Here is a 16,469-nt window from a genome sequence, read left to right on the forward strand (position 1 = left end):
CTTCGACCTGTGAGTGAGACGACCCGCGACCCAGCGGTCGCCGTGAGTGTCCCGCCCTCGCCCGACGACGGCCTGTCGCCGGCCGAGCTGGCCGCCAAGTACGGCCTGTCGGTGAGCGGCGCCCGTCCGGGGCTGGCGGAGTACGTCCGGCAGCTGTGGGGCCGGCGCCACTTCATCATGACGTTCTCCCGGGCGAAGCTCACGGCCCAGTACAGCCAGGCCAGGCTGGGCCAGCTCTGGCAGGTGGCGACCCCGCTGCTGAACGCCGCCGTCTACTTCGCGATCTTCGGGTTGATCCTCGGAGCGGGCCGGGGCATGGACAAGAACGTCTATGTCCCCTTCCTGGTGACGGGCGTCTTCGTCTTCATGTTCACGCAGACGTCCGTGATGTCCGGCGTGAAGTCGATCTCCGGCAACCTGGGGCTGGTGCGGGCGCTGCACTTCCCGCGGGCCGCGCTGCCGATCTCGCTGGCGCTCCAGCAACTCCAGCAGCTGCTGTACTCGATGCTGGTGCTCTTCGTCATCGTGGCGCTGTGCGGCAGCTACCCCTCGCTCAGCTGGCTGCTGATCGTCCCGGCGCTGGTGCTGCAGTTCCTCTTCAACACCGGTCTGGCCATGATCATGGCGCGGCTCGGCAGCAAGACGCCGGACCTCGCCCAGCTGATGCCGTTCATCATGCGGACCTGGATGTACGCGTCGGGTGTCATGTTCTCCATCCCGGTCATGCTGCGGGACAAGCCGGCCTGGATCGCCGACGTCCTGATGTACAACCCGGCGGCCGTCTACATGGACCTCATCCGCTTCGCGCTGATCGAGGGCTACACCTCCGACAACCTGCCCGACCACGTCTGGCTCGCGGCGCTCCTGTGGGCGGTCGTCGTCGGCGTCGTGGGGTTCGTGTTCTTCTGGAAGGCTGAGGAGCGGTACGGCCGTGGCTGACGAGACCTACGACGCCCGTCCCGCGGGCCCGCGCATCCCCACCGTCATCGCCGACGACGTGCACATCGTGTACCGCGTCCACGGGGGCGGGTCGGCCGGCCGGGGCAGCGCCACGGCCGCCCTCAGCCGCATGGTCCGCGGCGAGAAGGGCGAGAGCCGCGGCGTGCGCACGGTGCACGCGGTGCGGGGCGTCTCCTTCACCGCCTACCGCGGCGAGGCCATCGGCCTCATCGGCACCAACGGCTCCGGCAAGTCCACCCTCCTCCGCGCCATCGCCGGGCTGCTGCCCACCGAGCGGGGCAAGGTCTACACCGACGGCCAGCCGTCGCTGCTGGGCGTCAACGCGGCCCTCATGGGCGACCTCACCGGCGAGCGCAACGTCATCCTCGGCGGGCTCGCCATGGGCATGTCCCGCGAGGAGGTCAGGGAGCGCTACCAGGACATCGTCGACTTCTCCGGCATCAACGAGAAGGGCGACTTCATCACCCTCCCCATGCGGACCTACTCCTCCGGCATGGGCGCCCGGCTCCGCTTCGCCATCGCCGCCGCCAAGAACCACGACGTCCTCATGATCGACGAGGCGCTGGCCACGGGCGACCGCAAGTTCCAGATCCGCTCCGAGGAGCGCATCAGGGAGCTGCGCAAGGAGGCCGGCACCGTCTTCCTCGTCAGCCACAGCAACAAGTCGATCCGTGACACCTGCGACCGCGTCCTGTGGCTGGAAAAGGGCGAGCTGCTCATGGACGGACCGACCGACGAGGTCCTGCGGGCGTACGAGAAGGAGACCGGCAGGTAGCCGGGGCGCTCCGGGCACCGCGCCGTACGGCGCAGGTCACACCGGCGGAACCAGTGGGTCCGCCGCTGCGTACGCCACCGCGTGCCACACGCGGAAGCCCCCTGTCCGGATCGCCGACCCCGCTCGACGTAAGCTGTACCGGTTCTGATTCGCGCCATGCGCGGTGATAGGTCCGAGGGGCTGCGGCGTGTCCGAAATGGGATGTATTGGGTCCGCAGTGTAGAACGGGAGACGTGACGGCCATGACGGAGAACCCCCCACGCGCCGAGGGTCCCGCCGTCCCCGCGACGGGCAGCGCGCAGTGACGGGTGTCCGGCAGGCGCGCCCCGACGCCACCGCGCGTACCACGCTCGACAAGGCCACGGCCGAGAACTTCCCCGTGGCCCCCTTCTTCCTGCCCCGCGCCTGGCGCGACGACCTCATGGCCGTCTACGGCTACGCCCGGCTGGTGGACGACATCGGCGACGGCGACCTGGCGCCCGGCGGTGCCGACGCCCGCCACCTCGGCGCCGACCCCGACGCCGACCCCTCCGCCCTGCTCGACGCCTTCGAGGCCGACCTGCTGCGGGTCTTCGACGCCTCCGCCGCGCCCTCCCACCCGCTGCTGCGGGCCCTGCGGCCCACCGTGCGCCGCCACGCCCTGACCCCAGAGCCGTTCCTCGCCCTCGTCGAGGCCAACCGCCAGGACCAGCGCGTGCGCCGCTACGCCGGCCACGGCGACCTCGTCGCCTACTGCGAGCTCTCCGCCAACCCCGTGGGCCGGCTCGTCCTCGCGATCAGCGGCACCGCCACCCCCGAGCGCGTGCGCCGCTCCGACGCCGTCTGCACCGCCCTGCAGATCGTCGAGCACCTCCAGGACGTCGCCGAGGACCTCGGCCGCGACCGGATCTACCTGCCCGCCGAGGACATGGCCCGCTTCCACGTCACCGAGGCCGACCTGGCCGCCCCGACCGCCGGCGCCTCGGTGCGGGCGCTCGTCGCGTACGAGGCCGAGCGGGCCCGCGCCCTGCTGGAGGAGGGGGCGCCGCTCGTCGCCAGTGTGCGCGGCCGGCTCCGGCTGCTGCTCGCCGGGTTCGTCGGCGGCGGCCACGCGGCCCTCGACGCCATCGCGGCCGCCCGCCACGACGTGCTCCCCGGACCGCCCAGGGCCACCGGGCCCCGTCTGCTCCGCCGCGCGGCAGCGGTGTGGCGAACAGCGCGCAGAGAGGGGTGAAGGGGACCGTGGACACCACGACGCAGCCGCCCCCGCCGGTACAGGCCGCCTACAGCTACTGCGAGGCGGTGACCGCACGTCAGGCTCGCAACTTCGCGTACGGCATCAGGCTCCTGCCGACCGCGAAGCGGCAGGCCATGTCGGCGCTGTACGCCTTCTCCCGGCGGGTCGACGACATCGGCGACGGCGGCCTCGGACCCGAGGACAAGCACAGCCGCCTGGAGGCGACGCGCGAGGTGCTGGACCGCGTCCGGCGCGGCGCCGTCGCCGAGGACGACACCGACCCGGTGGCCGTCGCGCTCGCCGACGCGGCCGCCCGCTTCCCGCTGCCGCTGGAGGGGTTCGACGAACTCATCGACGGCGTGCTCATGGACGTGCGCGGCGAGACCTACGAGACGTGGGACGACCTGCGGGTCTACTGCCGCTGCGTCGCGGGCGCCATCGGCCGGCTCTCCCTCGGCGTGTTCGGCACGGCCCCCGGCGCGCGCGAGGCCGGACGCGCCGCCGAGTACGCCGACACCCTGGGGCTGGCCCTCCAGCTCACCAACATCCTCCGCGACCTGCGCGAGGACGCCGCCAACGGCCGCAGCTACCTCCCCGCGGAGGAGCTGGCCAAGTTCGGCTGCTCCGACGGCTTCCGCACCGCCTCCCCGCCCGCGGACGGGGACTTCGCCGGCCTCGTCCAGCACCAGGTGCGCCGCGCCCGCGCCCTGTTCGCCGAGGGGTACCGGCTGCTGCCCCTGCTCGACCGGCGCAGCGGCGCGTGCGTCGCCGCGATGGCCGGGATCTACCGCCGCCTCCTGGACCGCATCGAACGCGACCCCGAGGCCGTGCTGCGGGGCCGTGTCTCCCTGCCCGGCCACGAGAAGGCGTACGTCGCCGTGCGCGGCCTGTCCGGCCTCGACGCCCGCACGGTCTCCCGCCGCAGCGAGAGGACCCGCCCGTGACCCCCGCCCCCACCGGGCCACCCGCCCGACCGACGGCACCAGCCCGACCGGCGACGTCCGCCCGACCGACGGCACCAACCCGACCGGCGACGTCCGCCCGGCCCGGGGCCCACGCCCGACCGGCGACGTCCGCCCGGCCCGGGGCCCACGCCCGGGCCGCGGGCGTCCGGCGCGACCGCCCGGCACCGCGGCGGGAGGCGGCCGCATGAGCGGGCACAGCGCCGTCGTCGTCGGCGGCGGCCTCGCCGGGATCACCGCGGCCCTCCGCCTCGCCGACGCCGGGGTGCGGGTCACACTGCTGGAGGGCCGGCCCCGCCTCGGCGGGCTGGCGTTCTCCTTCCGGCGCGGCGACCTCACCGTGGACAACGGCCAACACGTCTACCTGCGCTGCTGCACGGCGTACCGGTGGTTCCTCGACCGGGTCGGCGGCGCCCACCTCGCCCCCGTCCAGGACCGGCTCGACGTGCCCGTCCTGGACGTCGCCCACCCGCGCGGCCCCCGCCTCGGCCGGCTGCGCCGCACCGCCCTGCCCGTGCCCCTGCACCTCGCGGCCAGCCTCGCCGCCTACCCGCACCTCTCGCTCGCCGAGCGACTGGGCGTGGGCCGCGCCGCCCTCGCCCTGCGGGCCCTCGACCCCGCCGACCCCGCGCTCGACGGCGTCGACTTCGCCGACTGGCTCGCCCGACACGGCCAGTCCCGCCGCGCCGTCGAGGCGCTGTGGGACCTCGTCGGCGTCGCCACGCTCAACGCCACCGCCCCCCACGCCTCCCTCGGCCTGGCCGCCATGGTCTTCAAGACCGGACTGCTCTCCGAGCCCGGCGCAGCCGACATCGGCTGGGCGCACGTCCCCCTCGGCCACCTCCACGACACGCTCGCCCGCCGCGCCCTCGACGCCCGCGGCGTGCGCGTCGCCGTCCGTACCAAGGTCTCCGCCATCACCCCCGCCGACGGCGGCCGCTGGGTCGTCGACGTGCCCGGCGACACCCTGGAGGCGGACACCGTCGTCCTCGCCGTCCCGCAGCGCGAGACCCACGACCTGCTGCCCCCCGGCGCCCTCGACGCCCCCGGCGACCTGTTGAAGATCGGCACCGCGCCCATCCTCAACGTCCACGTCCTGTACGACCGCCCCGTCCTGCGCCGCCCCTTCTTCGCCGCGCTCGGCTCGCCCGTCCAGTGGGTCTTCGACCGCACCGCCGCCTCCGGCCATGTCGGCGGCCAGTACCTGGCGCTGTCCCAGTCGGCCGCCGGACACGAGATCGACGCCCCCGTCTCCGAGCTCCGCGCCCGCTACCTGCCGGAGCTGGAGCGTTTGCTGCCGGCCGCGCGCGGAGCCCGCGTGGACGACTTCTTCGTCACCCGGGAGCGGACGGCGACGTTCGACCCCGCCCCCGGCGTCGGACGGTACCGCCCCGGCACCCGCACCCACGCGCCCGGCCTGTACCTCGCCGGCGCGTGGACCGCCACCGGCTGGCCCGCGACCATGGAGGGAGCGGTGCGCAGCGGCTCCGCCGCCGCGTCCGCCGCCCTCTCGGCCCTCGGCCGCCCCCACGTACACCCGATGGAGGAGGCGGCATGAGACCGCGTACAGGAACAAGAGGAGAGACCGTGCCGACAGTGCCCCCGGCGAACCACGCCGTCGACGCCGCGGAGGTCGCCGCGCTGCTGGAGCGCGGGCGGACCCTGTCCACCCCCGTCCTGCGCGCCGCGGTGGACCGGCTCGCGCACCCCATGGACACCGTCGCGGCCTACCACTTCGGCTGGATCGACGCCCTGGGCCGCCCCGCCGACGGCGACGGGGGCAAGGCGGTCCGCCCGGCCCTGGCGCTGCTCTCCGCCGAGGCCGCCGGCGCCCCGCCGGAGACGGGCGTGCCCGGCGCCGTCGCCGTGGAACTCGTGCACAACTTCTCGCTGCTCCACGACGACCTGATGGACGGTGACGAGCAGCGGCGCCACCGCGACACCGTGTGGAAGGTGCACGGCCCCGCCCAGGCCATCCTCGTCGGCGACGCGCTGTTCGCCCTCGCCAACGAACTGCTGCTGGAACTCGGCACCGCCGAGGCCGGCCGGGCCACACGCCGGCTCACCACCGCGACCCGCAAGCTGATCGACGGCCAGGCGCAGGACATCTCCTACGAGCACCGCGAGCGGGTCACCGTCGAGGAGTGCCTGGAGATGGAGGGCAACAAGACCGGCGCCCTGCTGGCCTGCTCCGCCTCCATCGGCGCCGTCCTCGGCGGCGCCGACGACCGCACCGCCGACGCCCTGGAGGCGTACGGCCACCACCTCGGGCTGGCCTTCCAGGCCGTCGACGACCTGCTCGGCATCTGGGGCGACCCGGAGGCGACCGGCAAGCAGACGTGGAGCGACCTGCGCCAGCGAAAGAAGTCCCTGCCGGTCGTCGCCGCGCTCGCCGCGGGCGGCCCGGCCTCCGAGCGCCTGGGCGAGCTGCTCGCCGCCGACGCCAAGAGCCAGGACCTTGAGTCGTTCTCCGAGGAGGAGTTCGCCACCCGCGCCGCCCTCATCGAGGAGGCCGGCGGCCGGGACTGGACGGCCGAGGAGGCCCGCCGCCAGCACACCGTCGCCCTCGACGCCCTGGACCGCGTCGAGATGCCCGCCCGCGTACGCGACCGGCTGGCGGCCCTCGCCGACTTCGTCGTCGTACGGAAGCGATGACGGCACCCGTGGCCCCGTCCTCTCCCGCCCTCACACCCGGACCCCGGAGCGCTTCCACCCGCATATGAGTGCGCGGTCGGCGGCCGCCGCCCGCACGCGACGACGTGCGGCCGGCGGTCGACGGCAGACCCGTAGCAGCAGCACGTCCACTGCACGAAGGGGAAGCCATGACAGCGACGACCGACGGGAGCGCCGGGGCCCTGAGCCCGCGGACGATCGCGACCACCGGGACGCACCACACCATCGCACCCGCACCGACCCCCGCCCCCGACGTCAAGGCCGACGCGGAGACGGCGATGCGGCGCTCCGTGGACCACCTCCTCGGCCGGCAGGACGCCGAGGGCTGGTGGAAGGGCGACCTGGAGACCAACGTCACCATGGACGCCGAGGACCTCCTCCTGCGGGAGTTCCTCGGCATCCGCGACGAGGCCGTCACCGAGGCCGCCGCCCGCTTCATCCGCGGCGAGCAGCGCGACGACGGCACCTGGGCCACCTTCCACGGCGGACCCGGCGAACTCTCCGCCACCGTCGAGGCGTACGTGGCGCTCCGCCTGGCCGGCGACCCGCCCGACGCCCCGCACATGGCTCGCGCCGCCGCCTGGGTCCGGGAGCGGGGCGGCATCGCGGCCGCCCGCGTCTTCACCCGCGTCTGGCTCGCCCTGTTCGGGTGGTGGAGGTGGGAGGACCTGCCGGAGCTGCCGCCGGAGATGATCTACCTGCCGAGCTGGTTCCCGCTCAACATCTACGACTTCGGGCAGTGGGCGCGGCAGACGATCGTGCCGCTCACCATCGTCTCGGCGAAGCGCCCCGTCCGCCCGGCCCCGTTCCCGCTCGACGAGCTGCACACCGACCCCCGGCGCCCGAACCCGCCCCGCCCGCTCGCCCCGGCCGCCACGTGGGACGGGCTGTTCCAGCGGATCGACCGGGCCCTGCACCGCTACCGCCGCGTCGCCCCGCGCCCCCTGCGCCGTGCCGCGATGAACGCCGCCGCCCGCTGGATCGTCGAACGGCAGGAGAACGACGGCTGCTGGGGCGGCATCCAGCCCCCGGCCGTCTACTCGCTGATCGCCCTCCACCTCCTCGGCTACGACCTCGGCCACCCCGTGATGCGCGCCGGGCTGGAGTCCCTCGACCGGTTCGCGGTCTGGCGGGAGGACGGCGCCCGCATGGTCGAGGCGTGCCAGTCACCCGTCTGGGACACCTGCCTCGCGGTCATCGCCCTCGCCGACGCGGGGCTGCCCGCCGACCACCCGGCGCTCGTCAGGGCCGCCGACTGGATGCTCGCCGAGCAGGTGGTCCGGCGCGGCGACTGGGCCGTGCGCCGGCCGCACCTGCCGCCGGGCGGCTGGGCGTTCGAGTTCCACAACGACACCTACCCGGACATCGACGACACCGCCGAGGTGATCCTCGCGCTGCGCCGCGTACGCCACCCCGACCCGGACCGGGTCGACGCGGCGGTCGACCGCGGGGCCCGCTGGACCCTGGGCATGCAGTGCCGGGACGGCGCCTGGGGAGCCTTCGACGCCGACAACACCAGCCCCTTCCCCAACCGGTTGCCGTTCTGCGACTTCGGCGAGGTCATCGATCCGCCGTCGGCCGACGTCACCGCGCACGTGGTGGAGATGCTCGCCCACGAGGGCCTCGCCCACGACCCGCGCACCCGCCGCGGCGTCGCCTGGCTCCTCGCCGACCAGGAGCCCCGCGGCTCCTGGTTCGGCCGCTGGGGCGTCAACCACGTCTACGGCACGGGCTCGGTGGTCCCGGCGCTCACCGCGGCCGGGCTGCCGCCGGCGCACCCCGCGATCCGGCGTGCCGTGGCGTGGTTGGAGTCCGTCCAGAACGAGGACGGCGGCTGGGGCGAGGACCTGCGCTCGTACCGCGACGAGGAGTGGGTCGGCCGCGGCGCCTCCACCCCCTCCCAGACCGCCTGGGCGCTGCTGGCGCTCCTCGCGGCGGGGGAGCGGGACTCGTCGGCCGTCGGCCGGGGCGTGGCGTGGCTGGCCCGTACGCAGCGCGAGGACGGGTCGTGGGACGAGCCGTACTTCACCGGGACCGGCTTCCCGTGGGACTTCTCCATCAACTACCACCTGTACCGCCAGGTCTTCCCGCTCACCGCGCTCGGCCGGTACGTGCACGGCGAGCCGTCCTTCGGCAAGGGCCGCTGAGTGGCCGCCCGACGGGCGCGGGACCCGGCGCCGCCGCTGCTGGTCGCCTGCGCGCTGGGCATCGAGCGGCTCGCGCTGCGCGGCGGCGGCCGGCGGCACGCCCGCGGCGGCGCGGACGGCGCGGGCGGCGCGCCGGGCCCGGTCACCGTCCTGCGCACCGGCATGGGCCCCGAGCTGGCCCACCGCGCCGTGTCCGACGCCCTGCGGGACGGCGCCCTGCACGGGGCCTCCGTGATCGCCTCCGGCTTCTGCGCGGGGCTGGCCCCGGGCATGCACCCCGGCGACGTGGTCGTCGCCGAGGAGACGCGCGGCCCGCACGGCACCACCCCGTGCACGGCCCCCGAGGCGCTCGTGGCGGCGCTGGCCAGGGCCCTGCCCGGCGGGACGGTGCACACCGGGCCACTGACCGGCTCGGACCACGTCGTACGCGGCCGGGAGCGGGCGGCCCTGCGCGCCACCGGCGCCCTCGCGGTCGACATGGAGTCCGCGGCCTCCCTGCGGGCGGCGCTGGCCGTCGGCCACCGTCCCGTTGCCGCCGTCCGGGTGGTCGTGGACGCCCCGGAGCACGAACTGGTCCGGATTGGGACGGTACGCGGGGGAATATCAGCCTTCCGTGTCCTTCGTGCCGTCCTTCCCGCGTTCCATGAATGGCACCGTTCCCTGTAGCTCCCCAGGAGGTAGCCAGATGGCCATGCCGCTCCGCCAGACTGTCCGGGTCGGGACCTATCTGCTAGGGCAGAAGCTCCGCAAGCGGGAGAAGTTCCCCCTCATCGTGGAGCTGGAGCCGCTCTACGCCTGCAATCTGAAGTGCGAGGGCTGCGGCAAGATCCAGCATCCGGCCGGGGTGCTGAAGCAGCGCATGCCCGTGGCGCAGGCGGTGGGGGCGGTCCTGGAGTCCGGCGCGCCGATGGTCTCCATCGCCGGCGGAGAGCCGCTGATGCACCCCCAGATCCACGAGATCACCGCCCAGTTGGTGGCGAAGCGCAAGTACGTCTTCCTCTGCACCAACGCCCTGCTGTTGCGCAAGAGGATCGCCGACTTCACCCCCTCGCCCTACTTCGCCTTCGCCGTGCACATCGACGGGCTGCGCGAGCGCCATGACGAGTCGGTCGCCAAGGAGGGCGTGTTCGACGAGGCGGTCGAGGCCGTGAAGGAGGCGAAGCGGCGCGGATTCCGCGTCACCACCAACTCGACCTTCTTCAACACCGACACCCCGCAGACCGTCATCGAGGTCCTCGACTACCTCAATGACGACCTGCGGGTCGACGAGATGATGATCTCCCCGGCCTACGCGTACGAGAAGGCGCCCGACCAGGAGCACTTCCTCGGCGTGGAGCAGACCAGGGAGCTCTTCCGCAAGGCCTTCGCCGGCGGCAACCGGCGGCGCTGGCGGCTCAACCACTCCCCGCTCTTCCTCGACTTCCTGGAGGGGAAGGCCGACTTCCCCTGCACCGCCTGGGCCATCCCCAACTACTCCCTCTTCGGTTGGCAGCGCCCCTGCTACCTGATGAGCGACGGCTACGTCCCGACCTACCGGGAACTCGTCGAGGAGACCGACTGGGAGGCGTACGGCCGCGGCAAGGACCCCCGGTGCGCCAACTGCATGGCCCACTGCGGCTACGAGCCGACCGCCGTCCTCGCCACCATGGGCTCCTTGCGGGAGTCCCTGCGCGCCGCCCGCGAGGCCGTCGCCGGCAACCGCGCGTGAGCCGACCGACCCGGCGCCGAGACTCGACCGCGACACCCCGGGAAGGGGCCCCGGCGTGACACTCCTGGACGACATCAGGGCACCGCGCGACCTGAGGGCCCTGACCGGCGGGCAGCTTGACCGGCTGGCCTCGGAGATCCGGTCCTTCCTCGTCGACGCGGTCTCGAAGACCGGCGGCCACCTCGGCCCGAACCTGGGTGTGGTGGAGCTGACCATCGCCCTGCACCGGGTCTTCGAGTCCCCGAAGGACCGGATCCTGTGGGACACCGGCCACCAGTCGTACGTGCACAAGCTCCTCACCGGACGCCGCGACTTCTCCGGGCTGCGCGGCACGGGCGGCCTGTCCGGCTACCCCTGCCGCGCGGAGTCCGAGCACGACCTCGTCGAGAACTCCCACGCCTCCACCGTCCTCGGCTGGGCGGACGGCCTGGCGAAGGCGAACGAGGTCCTGGGCCGGGACGACCACGTCGTCGCGGTGATCGGTGATGGCGCGCTGACCGGCGGCATGGCCTGGGAGGCGTTGAACAACATCGCCGCCGCGAAGGACCGCCCGCTCGTCATCGTCGTCAACGACAACGAGCGCTCCTACGCCCCGACCATCGGCGGCCTCGCCAACCACCTGGCCACGCTGCGCACCACCGACGGCTACGAGCGGTTCCTGGCCTGGGGCAAGGAGGTGCTGGGCCGCACCCCGGTCGTCGGGAAGCCCCTGTACGGCACGCTGCACGGCGCGAAGAAGGGCCTGAAGGACGTCATCGCCCCGCAGGGCCTCTTCGAGGACCTCGGGCTGAAGTACGTCGGCCCGGTCGACGGCCACGACGTGCCGGCGGTGGAGGCGGCGCTGCGGCGGGCGAAGCGGTTCCGGGGACCGGTCATCGTCCACTGCCTCACCGAGAAGGGCCGCGGCTACCCGCCGGCCCTGGCGGACGAGGCCGACCGCTTCCACGCCGTCGGGGCGATGGACCCGCGCACCTGCGCGCCGCTGCGCCCGGCCACCGGACCGTCGTGGACGTCGGTCTTCGGGGAAGCCCTCGCGGAGCTGGGCGCGGACCGGCCCGACGTGGTCGCCGTCACCGCGGCGATGCTCCACCCGACCGGCCTGTCCCGGTTCGCGGAGGCGTTCCCGGACCGGGTGTACGACGTGGGCATCGCCGAGCAGCACGCGGCGGTCTCGGCGGCGGGCCTGGCCGCGGGCGGCCTGCACCCGGTCGTCGCCGTCTACGCCACCTTCCTCAACCGCGCCTTCGACCAGGTCCTCATGGACGTCGCCCTGCACGACTGCGGCGTGACGTTCGTCCTGGACCGCGCCGGCGTCACCGGCACCGACGGCGCCTCCCACAACGGCATGTGGGACATGTCCATCCTCCAGGTCGTCCCCGACCTCCGCATCGCCGCCCCCCGCGACGCCGACCAGCTGCGGGCCCAGCTGCGCGAGGCCGTCGCCGTCACCGACGCCCCCACCGTGCTGCGCTTCCCCAAGGAGACGGTGGGCGCACCGGTGCCCTCGGTGGGCCGCGTCGGCGGCGCGGACGTCCTGCACCGGCCCGCGCCGGGGGCGGCCGAGGACGTACTGCTGGTCGCCGTCGGGGCCATGGCCGGGGACTGCGTGGAGGCGGCGCGGCTGCTCGCGCGGGACGGTACCGGCTGCACGGTCGTCGACCCCCGCTGGGTCAAGCCGGTCGACCCGGCCATCCCGCCGCTCGCCGCCCGGCACCGGCTGGTCGCGGTCGTCGAGGACAACGTCCGCACCGGCGGCGTCGGCGCCGCGGTCGGCCAGGCCCTGCGCGACGCGGACGTCGACGTGCCGCTGCGCGCCCTCGGTCTGCCCGAGCGCTTCCTGCCGCACGCCGGGCGGGCGGAGCTGCTGGCCGACTGCGGGCTCACCCCGGCCGGCATCGCCGGACGGATCACCGAGGCCCTGCGTCCCGTCGCCCCCGGCCGGGCCGTCGGGGCGGACAACGTACCGCGGCCCACGGAGCCGCCGAACGACCTGCGGAACGGAGTGCGGAGCGAGCCATGACCACCACCGACTTCGACCTGGGCAAGCTGCTCGCCGAACGCGCCGGCGAGCGCTACGAGCTGCACGCCCGCCACCTCAACCACCAGCTGCCCCGCATGCTGCGCACCCTCGGCTTCGACAGGACGTACGAGCGGGCGGAGGGGGCCCACTTCTGGGACGGCGAGGGGAACGACTACCTCGACATGCTCGCCGGCTTCGGCGTGATGGGCCTCGGGCGCCACCACCCCGTGGTCCGGCGCGCCCTGCACGACGTGCTCGACGCCGACCTGCCCGACCTCACCCGATTCGACTGCGCCCCCCTGCCCGGCCTGCTCGCCGAGCGGCTGCTGTCGCACTCGCCCGGCCTGGACCGGGTGTACTTCGGCAACAGCGGCGCCGAGGCCGTGGAGACCGCGCTGAAGTTCGCCCGCCGGGCCACCGGCCGCGAGCGCGTCCTGTACTGCGCGCACGCCTTCCACGGGCTCACCGCCGGCGCGCTGTCGGTCAACGGCGAGGCGTGCTTCCGCGACGGCTTCGCCCCGCTGCTGCCCGACACGGCGATCGGCCTCGGCGACCTGGACGCCCTGGAGCGGGAGCTGAGGCGCGGCGACGTGGCCGCGCTCATCGTGGAGCCGATCCAGGGCAAGGGCGTCCACGAGGCCCCGCCGGGCTTCCTGCGCGCCGCCCGGGAGCTGCTGCACCGCCGGGGCGCCCTCCTCATCGTCGACGAGGTCCAGACGGGCCTGGGCCGCACCGGCGACTTCTACGCCTACCAGCACGAGCCGGACGTCGAGCCCGACCTGGTGTGCGTCGCCAAGGCCCTGTCCGGCGGGTACGTCCCGGTCAGCGCCACCCTCGGCAAGGACTGGATCTTCAAGAAGGTCTACTCGTCGATGGACCGCGTCGTCGTCCACTCGGCCAGCTTCGGCGCCAACGCCCAGGCCATGGCGGCCGGACTGGCCGTTCTCGCGGTGCTGGAGGACGAGGACCTCGTCGGGAACGCCCGCCGCACCGGCGCGCTGCTGAAGTCGCGGCTGACGGAGCTCGTCGACCGGTACGAGATGCTCCACGACGTACGGGGCCGCGGCCTGATGGTCGGCCTGGAGTTCGGCCGGCCCTCCTCGCTGGGGCTGCGCAGCCGCTGGACGATGCTCCAGACGGCCCGCAAGGGGCTGTTCGCGCAGATGGTGGTGGTGCCGCTGCTCCAGCGGCACCACATCCTCACCCAGGTCTCCGGCGACCGGCTCGAAGTGATCAAGCTGATCCCGCCGCTGGTGCTCACGGAGCGGGACGTCGAGCGGTTCGTGGCCGCGTTCACCGCCGTCATGGACGAGGCGCACAGCGGGGGCGGCCTCATCTGGGACTTCGGGCGCACCCTGGTGAAGCAGGCCGTCGCCAACCGCTGACCCGGCGCCCTCGACGGGCGGTGGCCGAGGGCGGCGGTGGTGGCCGCCGTGGCCGTGGCGGTGGCGCCCCGTCCGTCAGTCGGTGAGCAGGCGGTGCCGCAGCCGCTCACGGGTCGCCCCGTCGAGGGCGAGCCCCTCGGTGAGGTAGCGCTCGGTCGTGCCCCAGTGCTCCTCGATGGTCGCGTACGCCGTCGCCAGGTACTCGGCGCGCGCGTCGAAGAGCGGCCCGAGCAGCTCCATGACCTCCGGGGACATCCCGGTGGGGGAGGAGTCGCTGCGGTGCACCCTGTACCGGCGGCGCGGGTCGTTCGACTTGAGGTAGTCCGCCTCGATCGCGTCCCGCTCGACGCCGACCGCCAGCAGCGCCACCGCCACGGACAGCCCCGCCCGGTCCTTGCCGGCCGCGCAGTGCATCAGCGCGGGGACGCTGTCCTCGGCGAGGGCGTGCAGCACCCGGCTCTGCTCCGCGGTGCGCTCGGCGATGATGCTGCGGTACGCGTACCGCATCCGCGCCGCGGCCTTGCCGTCGCCGAGGAGGTCCCGCAGCTGGTCGAGGTCGCCGTCGCGCACCATCTGCCAGAATTCGGCGCCGTCGGCCGGGTCGGTCAGCGGGATGTTGACGTTCCGCACGCCGGGCAGCTCGACGTCCGGCCCCTCCAGTGCCTGGTCGGCCGCGTTGCGGAAGTCGAAGACGGTGTGCAGCCCGAGCGAGGCGAGGAGGACGGCGTCCTCGGCGGTGGCGTGGGCGAGGTGGCCGCTGCGGAACAGCACCCCGTCGCGCACCCGGCGCCCGTCCACGGTCGGCAGGCCGCCCACGTCGCGGAAGTTGCGCACGCCGGTGAGCTCCGGCTCGGCGGTCGGCGGGACGTCCGGCAGCTGCTGCGTCACGGGGGCTCCTCCGTGTCTGGCGTCGGCGACGGCCGCCGACGATGTCGCGGATCAGACGATACGACATCGCTTCCCCCGGTGAAGATCACCATGCGGGGTCGCACGCCTGTCGCCGTACGCCGCCCCCGCCCGTGGTCAGGGCCCCGCGGGGCGGGCCGGCGGGACCTCGCGGGGTGGTCGCACGGGGGCCGCGCAGTGGCCCGGTCTGTCCTCGTTCGACCGTTTTCGCGCATTGGGGCGGTCGCGCCTTCGCCGGCGGGGGTGTCCGCGGGGCGTGGCCGGTGGGTCGACGGGCCGCCTTGATCGCGTTCGATGGCTTCTGTCCGCATTCGATCGGAAAGGTGGTAACGCGCCCCGATAACACGGCAGATGGCCTCCGGGGCGTGAGCAGCGTCATAGAAGTGACGGACCGTGGCCGACCGCGGCGCCGAAACGGCCTGCGCAGCACGGGAATACATGATCCGCAATCCACGCAGGGTGACCGGAATTCCGCCACGAATTCCGAACGGGGAATGCGTCGGCGCAACCATCCGCTTGTTCCCGTCGTCCTGACTCGTTTACGGTCCCGATCAGCCGGGCGGATCGCCGAATCCTGCCGCCGCCTCGGAATTCGCACCCACCCAACGTGTGGCAGGAGCGGGGGAACCAGGTAGTCCGCCGGACGGGGAATTCCCGGACGGCTCGGGGTGAAGTCGCGCCACCCGCGCGGCCGGGCAGCTCCAGCCCGAACCCGACAGCTCACCTCGCAGGCGCCGGAGAGGAATTCGCCCATGCCCGCCAAGGGTAAGCACCGCCGTCCCAAGTCCAGCCCGCTCACCCGCGGATTCGTCGCCGCGGGCACCGGCGGCGCGGCCATCGCCCTCCCGCTCATCGGTGCGACCGGCGCCAACGCCGCCGCCCCCGCGGCCGCTCCGGCCGCCGCCCCCCAGGCCGCCGTCGCGTCCGTCACCGAGGCCGCCAAGCCCGCCCCCCGCGTCTACACCGTCGCGGCCGGCGACTACCTGGCGAAGATCGCGCACAACAAGAACGTCAAGGGCGGCTGGCAGAAGCTGTACGCCGACAACCGCGACGTCATCGGCGAGGATCCGGCGCTCATCCACCCGGGCCTGAAGCTGACCCTCGGCGTCAAGAACCCGGCCGACGCCGACCAGGCCCGCCCCGAGGCCCGCGCGTCCCGCTCCGCCGCCTCGTCCCCGGCGCCGGCGAAGGCCGCCCCGCAGAAGCCCGCCCCGCAGAAGGCCGCCGAGGCCGAGCAGCAGGCCCCCGCGCAGAGCGGCTCCTCCGGCTTCACCGCCCCGGTCTCCGCGGGCGTCTCCACCCCCTACCGCGCCTCCGGCTCGATGTGGTCCTCCGGCTACCACACCGGTGTCGACTTCACCGCCTCCTCCGGCAGCACGGTCAGGGCCGTCGGCCCGGGCACCGTCGTCTCGGCCGGCTGGAGCGGCGCGTACGGCAACGAGGTCGTCATCAAGCACGCCGACGGCAACTACTCGCAGTACGCCCACCTCTCCTCCCTCTCCGTCTCCGCCGGCCAGAGCGTCGGCGGCGGCCAGCAGATCGGCCTCTCCGGCTCCACCGGCAACTCCACCGGTCCGCACCTGCACTTCGAGATCCGCACCAGCCCGAGCTACGGCTCGGACATCGACCCGCTGGCCTACCTCCGGGGCCACGGCGTCAGCATCTGACGCCCGGCGCGCCACGCGCCCGCACCGCCACCGCGCCGCCGCCCGGCACC

Annotated in this window: 13 protein-coding genes and 1 riboswitch; of the genes, 12 read left to right on the forward strand and 1 reads right to left on the reverse strand. The window is 74.2% G+C overall.

The genetic code is table 11. From position 1 onward, the window contains the following. Nucleotides 1–9 precede the first annotated feature (9 nt). The 11 genes from LPA54_RS04405 to LPA54_RS04455 all read left to right on the forward strand — a co-directional run bounded on the left by LPA54_RS04405 (nucleotide 10) and on the right by LPA54_RS04455 (nucleotide 13,846). The gene (locus LPA54_RS04405; RefSeq protein WP_228973888.1) at nucleotides 10–939 is read left to right on the forward strand and encodes an ABC transporter permease; all 930 of its coding nucleotides are present in this window, start codon (nucleotides 10–12) and stop codon (nucleotides 937–939) included. Beyond that, nucleotides 932–1,735, forward strand: a complete 804-nt coding sequence (locus LPA54_RS04410; protein WP_228973890.1) for an ABC transporter ATP-binding protein — start codon at nucleotides 932–934, stop codon at nucleotides 1,733–1,735. Before LPA54_RS04405 ends, LPA54_RS04410 begins: the two co-directional genes overlap by 8 nt. A gap of 301 nt (nucleotides 1,736–2,036) precedes the next feature. Further along, nucleotides 2,037–2,948: a squalene synthase HpnC gene (hpnC, locus tag LPA54_RS04415; protein ID WP_228973893.1), complete on the forward strand. Its 912-nt coding sequence runs from the start codon at nucleotides 2,037–2,039 to the stop codon at nucleotides 2,946–2,948. Nucleotides 2,949–2,956: 8 nt separating this feature from the next. Beyond that, nucleotides 2,957–3,895, forward strand: coding sequence for a presqualene diphosphate synthase HpnD (hpnD, locus tag LPA54_RS04420; protein ID WP_228973895.1), 939 nt, complete (start codon nucleotides 2,957–2,959; stop codon nucleotides 3,893–3,895). Nucleotides 3,896–4,100: 205 nt separating this feature from the next. Further along, nucleotides 4,101–5,471: a hydroxysqualene dehydroxylase HpnE gene (hpnE, locus tag LPA54_RS04425; protein WP_228973897.1), complete on the forward strand. Its 1,371-nt coding sequence runs from the start codon at nucleotides 4,101–4,103 to the stop codon at nucleotides 5,469–5,471. Continuing rightward, nucleotides 5,468–6,568, forward strand: coding sequence for a polyprenyl synthetase family protein (locus tag LPA54_RS04430; protein ID WP_228973900.1), 1,101 nt, complete (start codon nucleotides 5,468–5,470; stop codon nucleotides 6,566–6,568). Before hpnE ends, LPA54_RS04430 begins: the two co-directional genes overlap by 4 nt. 167 nt (nucleotides 6,569–6,735) lie before the next feature. Next, nucleotides 6,736–8,733: a squalene--hopene cyclase gene (shc, locus tag LPA54_RS04435; RefSeq protein WP_228973901.1), complete on the forward strand. Its 1,998-nt coding sequence runs from the start codon at nucleotides 6,736–6,738 to the stop codon at nucleotides 8,731–8,733. After that, nucleotides 8,734–9,399, forward strand: a complete 666-nt coding sequence (locus LPA54_RS04440; RefSeq protein ID WP_228973903.1) for a 1-hydroxy-2-methyl-2-butenyl 4-diphosphate reductase — start codon at nucleotides 8,734–8,736, stop codon at nucleotides 9,397–9,399. A gap of 19 nt (nucleotides 9,400–9,418) precedes the next feature. Next, nucleotides 9,419–10,441 carry an adenosyl-hopene transferase HpnH gene (gene hpnH / locus LPA54_RS04445; RefSeq protein ID WP_228973905.1) on the forward strand — a complete coding sequence of 341 codons (1,023 nt, stop codon included), beginning with the start codon at nucleotides 9,419–9,421 and terminating at the stop codon, nucleotides 10,439–10,441. A gap of 55 nt (nucleotides 10,442–10,496) precedes the next feature. Then, complete coding sequence (dxs, locus tag LPA54_RS04450) at nucleotides 10,497–12,461, forward strand: 1-deoxy-D-xylulose-5-phosphate synthase (protein WP_228973907.1); 1,965 nt, start codon at nucleotides 10,497–10,499, stop codon at nucleotides 12,459–12,461. After that, the gene (locus LPA54_RS04455) at nucleotides 12,458–13,846 is read left to right on the forward strand and encodes an aspartate aminotransferase family protein (RefSeq protein ID WP_228973909.1); all 1,389 of its coding nucleotides are present in this window, start codon (nucleotides 12,458–12,460) and stop codon (nucleotides 13,844–13,846) included. Before dxs ends, LPA54_RS04455 begins: the two co-directional genes overlap by 4 nt. Before the next feature lie 75 nt (nucleotides 13,847–13,921). Here the strand turns inward: LPA54_RS04455 and LPA54_RS04460 are convergent, their stop codons facing one another. Continuing rightward, the gene (locus LPA54_RS04460) at nucleotides 13,922–14,734 is read right to left on the reverse strand and encodes a tyrosine-protein phosphatase (protein ID WP_228973911.1); all 813 of its coding nucleotides are present in this window, start codon (nucleotides 14,732–14,734) and stop codon (nucleotides 13,922–13,924) included. A 607-nt stretch (nucleotides 14,735–15,341) separates the two neighbouring features. Continuing rightward, nucleotides 15,342–15,499, forward strand: a riboswitch (cyclic di-AMP (ydaO/yuaA leader). A gap of 5 nt (nucleotides 15,500–15,504) precedes the next feature. Here LPA54_RS04460 and LPA54_RS04465 point away from each other — a divergent pair. Further along, complete coding sequence (locus tag LPA54_RS04465; RefSeq protein WP_228973913.1) at nucleotides 15,505–16,419, forward strand: LysM peptidoglycan-binding domain-containing M23 family metallopeptidase; 915 nt, start codon at nucleotides 15,505–15,507, stop codon at nucleotides 16,417–16,419. The last annotated feature ends 50 nt before the right edge of the window (nucleotides 16,420–16,469 follow it).

This window comes from Streptomyces sp. DH12 (genome assembly GCF_020873895.1).
Lineage (GTDB): Bacteria > Actinomycetota > Actinomycetes > Streptomycetales > Streptomycetaceae > Streptomyces.

Bases quoted from the DNA above. Each gene is read 5' to 3' on its own strand.
- hpnE (WP_228973897.1), top strand. From the start codon at position 4,101: ATGAGCGGGCACAGCGCCGTCGTCGTCGGCGGCGGCCTCGCCGGGATC.
- LPA54_RS04430 (WP_228973900.1), top strand. From the start codon at position 5,468: ATGAGACCGCGTACAGGAACAAGAGGAGAGACCGTGCCGACAGTGCCC.
- shc (WP_228973901.1), top strand. From the start codon at position 6,736: ATGACAGCGACGACCGACGGGAGCGCCGGGGCCCTGAGCCCGCGGACG.
- hpnH (WP_228973905.1), top strand. From the start codon at position 9,419: ATGGCCATGCCGCTCCGCCAGACTGTCCGGGTCGGGACCTATCTGCTA.
- LPA54_RS04455 (WP_228973909.1), top strand. From the start codon at position 12,458: ATGACCACCACCGACTTCGACCTGGGCAAGCTGCTCGCCGAACGCGCC.
- LPA54_RS04465 (WP_228973913.1), top strand. From the start codon at position 15,505: ATGCCCGCCAAGGGTAAGCACCGCCGTCCCAAGTCCAGCCCGCTCACC.